Origin of the sequence: Nocardia sp. NPDC049707, from assembly GCF_040674855.1 — a bacterium.
Taxonomy (GTDB): Bacteria; Actinomycetota; Actinomycetes; order Mycobacteriales; family Mycobacteriaceae; genus Nocardia.
In genome coordinates this window covers 26,949-41,348 of the sequence record NZ_JBFANN010000015.1, presented here as the reverse complement: position 1 = coordinate 41,348, position 14,400 = coordinate 26,949, and the positions used below count along the sequence as shown (strand labels likewise).

Sequence of the window (14,400 nt, the reverse complement as noted above, 5' to 3'; positions counted from 1 at the left end):
GGTTCCGACCGCGATCCGGACAGTCTGCTGTCTCGGCAACTCGGCTATTGGACAACGGAATTGGCGGGCCTGCCCGAGGTACTTCCATTGCCGACCGATCGACCGCGGCCGGCGCGCCGCGATATGCGCGGTGCCACGGTCGATTTCGAGGTCGACGCGCAGCTCGCCGGACGGCTGGAGACCATTGCCCGTGCGCACGGTACGACGCTGTTCACCCTGATCCACAGTGCGTTCGCGGTCCTGCTCGCCAAGCTGTCCGGCACGGCGGATATCGCGATCGGCGCACCGGTGGCGGGGCGTGGCGAACGTGCGCTCGACGATCTGATCGGCATGTTCGTCAATACCGTTGTATTGCGCACCGAGGTCGACGCACGCACCGGCTTCGCGGATCTGCTTCGGCAGGCCAGGGATCGCGATATCGCGGCACTGTCGCATGCCGATGTGCCGTTCGAACGGGTGGTCGACGCTGTGGGTACCAGGTCCAGTGCCTATACGCCGTTGTTCCAAGTGTTGTTCACCTTCCAGAACATGCCGTCCGGCCGCGTCGCACTGCCCGGTCTCGCGGTCGAGGTGCTCGATCTCGCGCTGGCGGAGGCCAAATACGATCTGCAGCTCACCGGCATCGAGTTGTTCGACGCGGCCGGCGCGCCGGCCGGATTGGATATGCGATTCGGTTACGCGACCGATATTTTCGATGCCGCGACGGTCCGGCTGTTCGTCCAGCGGCTACTTCGAATATTCGAGGTCGTCGCGGCCGACCCGGCCATCGCCATCCGCGCCATCGACATTCGCGGTACCGGCGAACGGTCACGTATCGGAGCCGAACAGCCGGACAGCCTACCCGCGCTGATCGCCGCGGCGGCTGAAATCGATTCCGGTGCAGTCGCTTTCACCCATGACGTGCATACGGTGACCTACGGCGAGCTGGCCACCAAGCTCGCGACGGTCGCCAAGGCCATGGGCGCGACCGCGAAACCGGAAGCGCTGGTCAATGTCGCCCTCGCCGGGCTGGTGCCCGGCCTCCTGGCCGCCCTCGGCGGCAGTGGTCTCGCCGCGGTGCTGCGGACCCTGCGCACCGAGTCGCTGGCCGTGCTCGCCAACTCGGGGTTGGCACTCGATTCGGAAGGAATCCGCTGATGTCCAAGGCAGAATCGGTCGCATCCAGCACACTCGGCAATCGCCGTGCCGCGTACGATCACTCGGCGCTGCGCCGGGCATATGGACTCGATGACTTACCGATCCTGATCGATAAGGTCGCCGAATTGGATCCGGAGCGGGTCGCCCTGCGGCACGACGGGACCACGATCACCTACGGTGCGCTGGCCACCGAGATCACGGTGTTGGACGAGGCCATGGGCGGCGGTCTCGGTGCCGACGCATTGGTATCGGTGGTGGTTTCCGGTCAATTTCCTACCCTGCTCGAGTCGGGAGACGGCGCACTCGGCGCCGTGCTCGAGCAATTGCTCGATGACGCCCTGACGACGGCGGCCCCTGTGCTACCGAAGATATTCGCGCCGATCGAGACCCTGGTCAGCGAATTCGAGGCGCAGGCGCGCCGGACCCCGGACGCGGTGGCCTTGGAATTCGCGGGTGCGACGCTCACCTACGCGGAGTTCGACGGACGCGTGAACGCCCTCGCACGGCGGTTGATCGACCTGGGCGTCGGCCCGGACAGCCTGGTGGGGCTTGCCGTGCGACGCTCGTTCGACCTGCTGGTCGGCATGTACGCGATTCTGAAGGCGGGTGGTGCGTATGTGCCGATCGATCCGGAGCATCCGGCCGAACGCATCGGGTACGTGCTCGAGGTCGCCGCACCGGTCCTGGTCCTCACCACGACCCACGACGAGCCCGAACTCGGGCCGGATATCCGGGTTCTGCGGATCGATGAATTCGACACTGTCGAGGCGGTGACGTCGCTGGACCAGGACGGCCCGCGGCTCTCGGCAGACAATACGGCCTATGTGATCTTCACCTCCGGCTCGACCGGACGCCCGAAAGGCGTTGCGGTATCGCACCGTTCGATCCTGACCAACCTGCGGTGGCGACAACGGCTGTATCGACTGCGCGGCGACGATGTGGTGCTACAGAAGACACCGTTCACCTTCGACGTCTCGGTGTGGGAGTTCTTCTGGCCATTGCAGGTCGGCGCGCGGCTGGTGATCGCGGCACCGGATGGTCATCGTGATCCGGCATATCTGGCGCGCACGATCGCCGAACGTCGCGTCACCGTCGCACATTTCGTGCCTTCGATGCTCGCGGTATTCGTGGCCGAACCGCAGATCGACAGCGCGGCCCGGACCTTGCGGCTGGTCTTCGCCTCCGGTGAGGCGCTACCGGCGGCCACCGCGGCGGCCTTCCGCGATATCAGTGGCGCGACACTGCACAACCTGTATGGCCCCACAGAGGCCGCCGTCGATGTCACCGCGCACGAAGTCACCGCCGCCGATAGCACGACCGTGCCCATCGGCGCACCCGCGGACGACACCGAATTGCTGGTGCTCGATGACAATCTGCGGCCGGTGGCCAGTGGCGTCGTCGGTGAGCTGTATCTCGCCGGGGTGCAGTTGGCCCGCGGGTATGTGGCTCGTCCCGGACTGACGGCCGACCGCTTCGTTGCCAATCCCGAAGGTGCGCGGGGCGACCGGATGTACCGCACCGGCGACCTGGTCCGCTGGCGTGCCGCGAGTGACGGCGGTCCGGACGAATTGGAATATCTGGGCCGCATCGACTTCCAGGTGAAGCTGCGTGGGCTGCGCATCGAACTCGGCGAGGTCGAGGCGGCGTTGCTACGCAATGCGCAGGTCGCGCAGGCTGCGGTGCTGCTGCATCGGCATGCGGGCGGCGATCATCTGGTCGGTTATGTGGTGGCCGACCGTGGCGTCACTCTCGATCCGGCCGCGGTGCTGGAATCCACGCGGCGGGACCTCCCGGACTACATGGTGCCGTCGCTGGTGCAGGTTCTGGACGAAATGCCGATCAATGCCAATGGCAAGCTGGATCGGCGCGCACTGCCGGAACCGGTATTCGGATCGGACGCGGCCGCATACCGGGCACCATCGACCGAGGCCGAGGCGGCCGTCGCCGCGATCTTCGGCGAACTGCTGGAGCTGGACCGGGTCGGCGCCGACGACGATTTCTTCGCACTCGGCGGCAATTCGCTCATAGCCACCCGCGCCATCGCCCGAATCGGGGCCGCACTCGGCATTGCTGTCGATGTCCGCGATTTTTTCGACCGTCCGACGGTAGCGGCGCTGGCCGGGCTGACACGGACGGGAGTCGCACGACCGGCCCTCACGGCAGTGACCCGACCGCAGCACATTCCGCTGTCCCCGGCGCAGCGGCGCATGTGGTTTCTCAACCGATTCGGCACGCACATCGAATCCACCTATGTCTTCGATACCGCCGCCGTGGACAACATTCCGGTCGCGCTGCGGCTACGCGGTGCACTCGAAGTCACCGCGCTGTCCGCGGCGATCACCGATCTCGTCGCCAGGCACGAGATCCTGCGCACCGTCTACCCGCAGACCGCCGATGGTCCGGCGCAGGTGGTGCGGTCGGTGCACGCCGCATTCGACCTGTCGCCGAGCGATATTCCCGAGACCGAACTCGCCGCCACCGTATTGGCGAGCGCGGTACAGGGATTCGATGTCACCGAGGAGATTCCGGTCCGGGTTCGGTTGCTGCGCAGCGGACCCGAGGACCACACCTTGGTCCTCGTTGTGCATCACATTGCCGCTGACGGTGTCTCGATGGGGCCGCTGATGCGCGATCTGGTCACCGCCTATGCGGCCCGCCGCGCCGGACGCCGGCCGGACTGGGCGCCGCTGCCCGTACAGTACGCGGACTACGCGCTGTGGCAGGGGCAGGTACTCGGCGACGAGGCCGATCCGGACTCGGTGGCCGCGCGCCAGCTCGGATTCTGGGCCACCGAATTGGCCGACCTGCCCGCACAGCTGGATCTGCCCACCGATCGGCCGCGCCCCGCCGTCGCGTCTTATCGCGGGGCGACCCATGAGTTCGCCATCGATGCGGAGCTACGCTGTGCGATCGACCAGATTGCCGCCCGCACCCGGGCCACGCCCTTCATGGTGGTCCATGCCGCACTCGCCGTCCTGCTCGCGCGGCTGTCCGGCACCCGCGATATCGCCATCGGCACGCCGGTCGCGGGCCGCGGCGATCGCGCACTGGACAACCTCGTCGGCATGTTCGTCAATACCCTTGTGCTGCGTACCGAGGTCCGCGGTGAGCTGAGCTTCGCCGACCTCGTCGCCCATGCGCGTCAGCGCGATCTGCATGCCTTCGCGCACAGCGATATTCCATTCGAGCGCCTGGTCGAGGTGGTGAATCCGGCTCGTTCCCAAGGCAGGCATCCGCTGTTCCAGGTCGCGTTGTTCATGCAGAACATCGGGCCGATCGCATTGACGATGCCCGGCCTGGATGCGGAGCTGGTCGATTTCGATCCCGGCTTCGCCAAATTCGATCTGCAGCTGACACTTTCCGATATCGGTGCCGACGAAACCGGCTACCGCGCCGAATTCACCTATGCCACCGACTTGTTCGATGCCACGACCGTGCGTGAATTCGGCAGAAAATTTCTCCGGCTGCTGCGCACCGCCGCCGCCGAGCCGGATCGCGCGGTCGGCGATATCGAACTGCTCGATGCGGGGGAACTCGATTACGTCACCGCCAGCTGGAATGCCAGCGGGCACAAGGTCGCCGATCGCTTTCTGCACGCAGGCTTCGACAGCCAGGTTCACCGCACGCCGAACGCCATTGCCCTGGTATCCGATACCACCGAATTCACCTACGCCGAACTGTCCGAGCGGGCCAATCGCCTGGCGCGCCTACTGATCAGCACCGGCGTCGGCCCGGAATCGCTGGTAGTGCTCGCGATGCCGCGCTCTGCCGAGTTGGTTGTCGCGATGTACGCGGTGCTGCGGGCCGGTGGCGCCTATGTGCCGGTGGATCCCGAGCATCCGGCCGAACGCATCTGGCACATCCTCGACACCGCCCGGCCGCATTCGGTACTCACCATGCGCGGCACCGGTTTCACCCTCCCCGCGACCGTGCCTCCGAGCGTGCGCCTGCACCATATCGATGAACTGGATCTGTCGGAATACTCGGCGGCAAAGATCGCCGACCGCGAGCGCTGTGCGCTGTTGCGGCCCGAGCACCCCGCCTACGTCATCTTCACCTCCGGTTCGACGGGCCGACCGAAGGGCGTATCGGTCGAGCACCGCGCCATCGCCAACCAACTCGCCTGGATGCATGCCGAATATCGGCCGCGCGTCGGCGATGTCTATCTGCAGAAGACCGCGACCACCTTCGACGTTTCGCTGTGGGGCTATTTCCTGCCGCTGCGCGCGGGCGCGACCCTGCTGCTCGCCGCGCCCGATGGCCATCGCGATCCGCGCTACCTCGCGGAAACCATTGCCCGCCACGGCGTCACCCTGACCGACTTCGTGCCATCGATGCTCGCGGTTCTCACCGCCCATGCCGAGGCGAACGAACTCGATTCGCTACGAGATGTTTTCGTCATCGGCGAGGCCTTGCCGCCGGAGACCATCGCGGCCCTCGACGCGGTGAGCGATGCCGCGCTGCACAATCTGTACGGCCCGACCGAGGCGGCGGTATCCATTACCTACCGCGAGGTCACGGTCGCCGACGAGCTGGTGCCGATCGGCGAGCCGCAGTGGAATTCCCAGGTGTACGTGTTGGATGCGCGACTGCATCCGGTGCCGATCGGGGTGCCCGGCGAATTGTATTTGGCCGGTGACCAGCTGGCTCGCGGCTATCACGGTCGAGTCGATCTGACCGCGGATCGCTTCGTGGCCAACCCCTTCGGCACGGCGGGCACGCGCATGTATCGCACCGGGGATCTGGTGCGCTGGAGTGCCGATGGGGAGCTCGTCTACCTAGGCCGGATGGACTTCCAGGTGAAGTTCCGCGGTCAGCGCATCGAGCTCGCCGAAATCGAGACGGCACTGATGGCGGTCCCGGAGGTGAGTCAGGCCGCGGTACGGCTGATCGCGGGTGATGGCGGCGATTATCTGGCTGGGTACGTGATTCGCACGCCGGGCAGTGCTGTGGATCTGGATGCGGTCAAGGTCGGGCTGACCCGGCGCCTTCCCGGATATATGGTGCCGACCGCGCTGGTCGAGCTGTCCGAATTCCCGCGCAACACCAGCGGCAAACTGGACCGCAAGGCACTGCCACTGCCGGTGCTGCGGCAGCGGAGTTTCCGGGCACCGACCACTGCGGCACAACGTCTGGTCGCCGCGGTATTCGCCGAGGTATTGCGGGTGGAACGAGTCGGCCTCGACGACGACTTCTTCGCGCTCGGCGGCAGTTCGCTCGACGCAACCCAGGTCACCGCGCGGGCGGGGGAGGTTGTCGACACGCGCATCCCGGTGCGCGCCCTGTTCGACGCCTCGACGGTCGAGGGATTCGCCGCCGCCGTCGACGAACTCGGCAGGGCGGGTGCGTCGGCACGGCCGCTGGTGCGCCGCGAGCGTCCGGACCGTATCCCGCTCTCACCTGCCCAGCAGCGACTGTGGTTTCTCAACCGGATCGAAACCCAGGACGGCGCCACCAGTGCGTACAACCTCCCGGTCGTGCTCCGGCTCACCGGCCGACTCGATGTCACCGCGCTGGAGCGTGCGGTGCTCGATGTGCTGTCCAGGCACGAATCCCTGCGCACCATCTACCCGGACGGTGAATCCGGTCCATACCAGTCGATTCTGGCAGCGACCGATATCGGCCTGACCCTCAATCCGGCGCCTGTCGAACCTGCGGATCTGACCGCCGCCATTACCGCGATCACGACCGCCGGATTCGATGTGACGGCCGAACTGCCGTCCCGCGTAGCGTTATTGAGCGTCGACCGAGTCGACGACCGGCGCGGCATTACCGGAGACGAGTACGTGCTGGTCTTCGTCGTCCACCACATCGCGGCCGACGCACTCTCGATGACACCGCTGATCACCGATCTGGTGCACGCTTACCTGGCCCGATTGACCAGCCGCAGGCCGGATTGGCATGAGCTTCCGGTGCAGTACGCGGACTACAGCCTCTGGCATCGCGAACTGCTCGGCGCCGCGGACCGGCCGGGCGATCTGGGCCATCAGCAGTTGCGATTCTGGCGCGCCGCCCTCGACGGCATGCCGACCCAACTCGCACTACCGACCGACCGGCCCCGCCCCGCACAGCCCTCCCATCGCGGTGCCGCGGTGGATTTCGAGGTCGAGCCCGAATTGGCCGCCGCGCTGCGCGTACTCGCACAGCGCAGTGGCGCAACGCTGTTCATGGTGGTGCATGCGGCCTTCGCGGCGACAATGGCCAGACTGAGCGGCACCGATGACGTGGTGATCGGCTCGCCCGTCGGCGGTCGCGGCGAGCGCCAACTCGACGCGCTCATCGGCATGTTCGTCAACACCGTGGTACTGCGCACCCCGGTCGATGCTTCGGCCACCTTCGCCGAACTGCTCGCGGGCGTGCGTGACGGCGATCTCGCCGCCTTCGCCCATGCCGATCTGCCGTTCGAGCAGCTGGTCGATGCCATGGCCGTAGACCGGAGCACCGGCGCGCATCCGCTGTTCCAGGTGCTGTTCAGCTTCGGTACGGCGCCGCGCATTGTCGCGGGCAGTCGGGCACTCGAGGTGCCGTGGCTGACGGTGGAACCGATCGAATCACCCGATCCCACCGCGAAATTCGACCTGCACCTGGTGGTGAACGAACGGCCCGGCGATCACGGGCTCACCGGCAGCCTGCGCTACGCCACCGATCTGTTCGACGCGCCGACCGTCGCCGCCTTCGTCACCCGCTTTCGGCAGGTGCTCGCCACCGTGGCGGGTACGCCGCAGACCCGGATCGGCGATATCGAGTTGCTGGCCGCCGACGAGCGGTCGATGGTGGAACGCTGGAACGACACGACGCGCGTCATCGACGAAACCCACACGCTCGCTTCGCTATTCGCCGCGCAGGTAGCTCGGAGCCCGCACGCGCCAGCGCTCACCTTCGAGGGCACAACGCTGTCCTATGCCGAACTCGCCAGACGGGCGAACCGGCTGGCACGTTGGCTCATCGCGCAGGGTGTCGGCCCGGATTCTCTTGTCGCACTCGGCATGCGCCGCTCCATCGATCTGGTGGTCGGCATGTATGCCATCACCGCGGCGGGCGGTGGTTATGTCCCGCTGGATCCGGATCATCCGGCCGAACGCATCGGCCATATCCTCGAAACCGCTGCTCCGCGCTGTGTGCTGACCGCTGGTATGGATCTGAATATCGCTGTCGCGCAGGTCCGTATCGATCGACTCGACCTATCCGGGTACGCCGGCGCACCGGTTACCGATGCGGATCGGCGCGCGCCGCTGCGGGCCGCCAATACCGCCTATGTCATCTTCACTTCTGGCTCCACCGGTCGGCCCAAGGGTGTCGCGATGAGCCACCGCGGCATCGTGAATCGGCTGTTGTGGATGCAATCGGCGCATGTCGCGCTCGACAGCAGGGACACGCTGCTACAGAAGACGCCGGTGACCTTCGATGTCTCGGTGCCGGAGTTCTTCTGGCCGCTGCAGGTCGGTGCCCGGCTCGTGCTCGCTCGTCCGGGTGGTCATCAGGATCCGGTGTACCTGGCGGATCTGATTCGGCGCGAATCGATTACGGCAGCACACTTCGTGCCGTCCATGCTCGCTGTCTTCGTCGCGGACGATATCGATGTGCCCACACTGCGGCACCTGTTCTGCTCGGGCGAGGCATTGCCCGCGACAATCGCGCAGCGAGCGCGGGCGATTACCGGCGCACGCGTGCACAACATGTACGGGCCCACCGAAACGGCGGTCGAGGTCAGCGCATACGAGGTGACCGATGCCGATGGTGGTCCGCTGCCCTTGGGCGGGCCGAACTGGAATACCCGTGCGCATGTGCTCGATGCGCGATTGCGTCAGGTTCCGGTCGGTGTGCCGGGCGAGCTGTATCTGGCCGGTGCGCAGTTGGCCCGCGGCTACCTCGGTCGGGCCGATCTGACCGGTGAGCGGTTCGTGGCCGATCCCTTCGGTGCGGCCGGTGACCGGATGTATCGCACCGGCGATCTGGTTGTCTGGCGAGCGACCGCGGATGGCCGTGGTGTGCTGGAATTCCTCGGCCGCACCGACTTCCAGGTGAAGGTTCGCGGCCTGCGGATCGAGCTCGGCGAGATCGAGTCGGCATTGCAGTCGATTACCGCAATCGCGCAGGCCGTCGTTCTGGTTCGACACGACCACGGCGACCAACTGGTCGCCTACCTGGTCCCGGACGGTGAACTCGATATCGACCGCGTTCGAGCCGAACTCGCGCGGCGGCTGCCCGCCTATATGGTTCCTTCGGCCTATGTGGTGCTCGACGACTTCCCGGTGACCGTCTCCGGCAAGCTGGACCGAAACGCATTGCCCGCACCGGCTTTTGCCGCCACCGAATACCGCGCGCCGAGCGATCTCGCGGAATCCCTTGTCGCCGAAACGTTCACCGCGCTGCTCGGCGCCGACCCGGTCGGTGCGAATGACGACTTCTTCGCCCTCGGCGGCAACTCGCTCATCGCCACCCAACTCGCCGCCCGGCTCACCAAGGCGACCGGCGCGGACGTGCCCGTGCGCACCATTTTCGACGCCCCGACCGTGCGCGAGTTGGCGCGTCGGATCACGGTCGAGCAGCCTGTCGATGTCGAGGCCGCACCACCGCCCCTGCCGCCATTGACGGCTCAGGATCGCAACGAGCCGATTCCGCTATCGATCGCCCAGCAGCGCATGTGGTTCCTGAACCGATTCGACTCCGCGAGTGGTGGATACAACATTCCGTTCGCGCTGCGCCTCACCGGTGCGCTGAATGTGCCGGCGCTGGAACGTGCGATCGCAGATGTGATCGCCAAGCACGAGACACTGCGCACCATCTATCCCGAACACGATGGGGCCGCGACGCAGGTGGTGCTGCCCGCTCGGACCAGGTTGGTCGAACTCGTCGCTCGTCCGGCGTCGGCGGCGGAGCTACCCGAACTCATCGCGACCGCGGCCCAGACGGGATTCGACGTCACCACCGAAGTTCCGCTGCGGGTGCGGCTACTGCGGCTCGAAGACGGCGGGTCCCGTCAACAGCTGCACGTGCTGCTGTTCGTCGTGCACCACATTGCCGCCGATGGCTGGTCTTTCGCTCCGCTGACCAGGGATTTGGCTACCGCTTATGTGGCCCGCTGCGCGGATGTCGCGCCGGCGTGGAGTCCGCTGACCGTGCAGTACGCGGACTTCGCGATCTGGCAGCGCAATGCACTGGGACATGCCGACGACAAGGGTTCGGTGCTGGCCCATCAACTGCGGTACTGGACCGGTCGGCTCACGGGTGTGCCCGAGGTGTTGACGCTGCCTGCGGACCGCCCACGGCCCGCGGTCGCGACCAACCGCGGCGGTGCCATCACTGGTCGCCTGGATCGGGTATTGCACCAGGGCATCGAGGATCTGGCGACCGCACATCGGGTCACCCCGTTCATGGTTTTGCACGCCGCGCTCGGCGTACTGCTGAGCCGCGTGAGCTCGAGCGACGATATCGTCATCGGAACGCCGGTCGCCGGTCGCGGTGACGAAGCCCTGGACGAGCTCGTCGGCATGTTCGTCAATACCTTGGTGCTGCGTACCGAGGTGCGCGCGGATGCCACGCTCGGCGAGCTTTTGGCCACGGTCCGCACCGCCGATCTGGCCGCCTTCGACCACGCCGCCGTGCCGTTCGAGCAGCTCGTCGATGTCGTGAATCCCGGTCGCTCACAGGCGCATGCGCCGTTGTATCAGGTCGCGATGACACTGCAGAACCAGGCCGAGCCGGACTTCCAACTGCACCGTTTGCATATTGCGGCCCTTGATACCGGACCCGCGCCGATTCAGCTGGATCTGGACTGGACGCTGACCGACCGCTACGACGCCGACGGTGCGGCCGACGGCATCGATGTGCATCTGCATTACGCGCTGGACCTTTTCGACGAAGTAACCATCGATGGGTTCCTGGCTGGTTTCGAGCGGGTCCTGCGCGCCATGGTGCGTGACGTGCGAACCCGCGTCGGTGATGTCGAGCTGATGTCGATGGCCGAACGCGGACTGCTGCTGTCGGATCGCAATGCCACCGCGTGGGCACTGCCGGCCGAGACCCTCGACGATCTGCTGACGGCCCGGGTGGCCGCGACACCCGATGCGGCCGCGGTGATTTTCGAGGACACCTCGATGACCTACGCGGAATTCGAAACCAGGGTGAATCGCCTTGCGCGTTGGCTCATTTCGGCGGGTGTCGGCCCGGAAACAATCGTCGGACTCGCCGCGCTGCGGTCGATCGACATGCTCGTGGCCATATTCGCGATCGTGCGCGCGGGTGGTGCCTACCTGCCCCTGGATCCGAGCCATCCGGCCGACCGGATCGCGCAGGTGATCGATAGTGCCGCACCGGCTCTGGTGTTGGCCGTCGGCGGTGCGGTACTGCCCGACCTCGGTGATATCCGCGTCGTCGATCTGACCGACCTCAGCGGTTTCGACGCAACGCCGATCGCCGCCGCGCCACCGCGTCACAACAATACGGCGTACGTGCTGTTCACGTCCGGCTCGACCGGGCGACCCAAGGGCGTCGCGATTACCCACCGCGCCATCATGAATCAGCTGCGCTGGCTCGAATCCCGCTACGGCGTCACCGCGGCCGACCGTATTCTGCAGCGTGCCCCGCTCACTTTCGATGTCTCGGTGTGGGAGTGCTTCCTACCGATCGCGGTCGGTGCTCCGCTGGTAATCGCCCGTCCGGGTGGCCATCTCGACCTGGCCTACTTCGCCGGACTCCTGCGCGAACACGGCATCACCATTGCCGAATACGTGCCGTCGGTACTCGCGGCGCTCATCGGTGAGGGTATGGGTGACGCGTTGCGCTCCTTCCGCCATCTGCACTGCGGTGGTGAGGCGCTCACGCCGGACCTGCTCGCGTCGATTCGCGAACACGTCGGGGGTGCGGTGCACAATGCGTACGGCCCGACCGAGGCGGCGATCTCGGCGATTTATCACGAATTCACCGATGCCGACGCCGAATCCGGCCGGGATGTCGCCATCGGACGTCCGTGCTGGAACACCCGCGCCTATGTGCTGGACGCACGGTTGCGGCCGGTTCCGATCGGTGTCACGGGTGAGCTGTATCTCGCGGGCGACCAACTGGCCCGCGGTTACCACGGGCGCCCCGGATTGACCGCTGAGCGTTTCGTGGCCGATCCATTCGGTGTGCCGGGCAGGTTGATGTACCGCACCGGCGATCTGGTGCGCTGGAATCGCGGCGGCGATCTGATCTACCTGGGCCGCAATGATTTCCAGATCAAATTGCGCGGTCAGCGGATCGAACTCGGGGAAATCGAGTCGGCGCTGGTTGCCGTGGCGGGCGTGACGAATGCCGCGGTGATATCGACGCGCGACACCTCCGGCCAGGACTGCCTGGTCGGCTATATCAGTGGGGCGGAACTGTCCGCGGACGCGGTGCTCGCGCAGGTGCGTACGCAGCTGCCCGGGTACATGGTGCCCGCGCAGCTGGTCGTGCTCGACGAGATGCCACTCACCGTGGTCGGCAAACTCGATCGCGCCGCGCTGCCGGTAGTAGAGGTTGCCGGAACCGCTGCGGGATACCGCGCACCGCTGGAAGGCACCGAATCGGTACTCGCCGTATTGATGGCGGATCTGATCGGCGGCGTGCGGATCGGCGCGGATGACGATTTCTTCGCGCGCGGCGGTAATTCGCTCGTGGCCATGCGCCTTGTCGCACGGGCGAACGCCGCCTTCGGTAGCGCGCTGACCGTGCGCGAGATCTTCGAAGCACCGACCGTCGCCGAATTGGCACTGCGGGTGACTCGCGCCGATACCACGCGCCCCGCCCTGGTGGCACGGGATCGTCCGGAGCGTATTCCGTTGTCGCTGGCGCAAACCCGGATGTGGTTGCTGAACCGGCTCGATCCGGAATCCGCCGTCTACAACATTCCGATCACCATCCGTCTGACGGGTGCGTTGGACGAAGCGGCCCTGCGTGCCGCCTTGGGTGATGTCGTCGCGCGGCACGAATCGCTGCGCACAGTATTTCCCGCGGACGAGATCGGTCCCGTGCAGGTGGTGTTGACCGAAGCGACCGAACTGGAGCTGCGGCGGGTCGATATCGCCGAATCCGACCTCGCCGCAGCGGTTGTCGGCATCGCTGGAATCGGGTTCGATCTGCGCACCCGGATACCGGTGCGTGCCATGCTGTTCCGGGTTTCTTCCGACAATCATGTGCTCGTCTTTGTGGTGCACCACATCGCCGCCGACGGTGTCTCGACCGCCCCGCTGGCGCGGGATCTGATGGTGGCGTACAGCGCGCGCACCGCAGGCGCACCACCGCAGTGGCAGCCACTGCCGGTCCAGTACGCGGACTTCACACTGTGGCAGCACGAGGTGCTCGGCTCGGCCGACGATCCGGATGCCGTACTGGCCCGCCAGATCGCGCATTGGCGCACCGAACTCGACGGACTCGCGCCGGTGCTGGAATTGCCCGCCGATCGGCCGCGCCCCGCCGTGGCGTCCGGTCGTGGTGCCACGGTCGAGTTCGCGGTTACCGCGGAGCTGACCGCCGCGATCGCGGAGCTGGCAGGTAAATGCGGGGTGTCGTCGTTCATGGTGGTGCACGCCGCCTACGCGGCACTGTTGGCCCGCCTGGCCCGCGTGGACGATATCGCGATCGGCACCCCCGTCGCCGGTCGGGCCGAGGCGGCGCTGGACGATCTGGTCGGCATGTTCGTCAATACCCTGGTGCTGCGCACCGAGGTGGCGGCCGAGGCGACCTTCGCCGAACTGCTCGGGCGGGTGCGTGCCACCGACGTACGGGCCTTCGCACATGCCGATCTGCCGTTCGAGCGACTGGTCGACGAACTGAATCCGGTTCGTGCCCAGGCGCATTCGCCGATCGTGCAGACATTGCTCACCTTCGAGCACCGCGACGATACGGTGCTGCGCCTACCCGGGCTCGAGGTCGCCGCATATCCGATCGACAACCAGGTCGCACAGTTCGATCTCGCGCTGGAACTCGCCGAATACGCGGCGGGCGATGGTACCGCGCTGCGTGCGGTCATGCGCTATGCGACGGATTTGTTCGACCGGGCGACTGTCGAATCGTTCGCGGCCCGGTTCGTGCGCCTGCTCGAGGCCGTCGTGGCCGATCCCGCCGTACGTGTCGGTGATATCGAGTTGCTGGATCGCAACGAGCTGTCCCTGCTCAATCGGTGGAACGACACCGCGTGCTCGGTGGACAGCACGCAGACGCTGGTTTCGCTGTTCGAGGAACAGGTGCTGCGTACGCCCAACGCGACCGTGGTGACATTCGAGGTTCGGAGTCCGGCCGACC

General features: G+C 66.5%; 2 protein-coding genes (both running past the window's edge). Both read left to right on the top strand.

Going from position 1 to position 14,400, the window contains the following annotated elements:
* Positions 1–1,137: the 3' end of a non-ribosomal peptide synthase/polyketide synthase gene (locus tag AB0J29_RS15995; RefSeq protein ID WP_364785695.1), read on the top strand. Its footprint begins 16,560 nt before the window's first position; only the last 1,137 of its 17,697 coding nucleotides appear in the window; the start codon falls outside the window, past its left edge; the stop codon is at positions 1,135–1,137.
* Positions 1,137–14,400, top strand: partial view of a non-ribosomal peptide synthase/polyketide synthase gene (locus AB0J29_RS15990; RefSeq protein ID WP_364785692.1) — the 5' portion only. The gene runs 12,026 nt beyond the window's last position; the window shows 13,264 of its 25,290 coding nt (coding positions 1–13,264); the start codon lies at positions 1,137–1,139; the stop codon falls past the right edge of the window. The genes AB0J29_RS15995 and AB0J29_RS15990 overlap by 1 nt, the downstream gene beginning before the upstream one ends.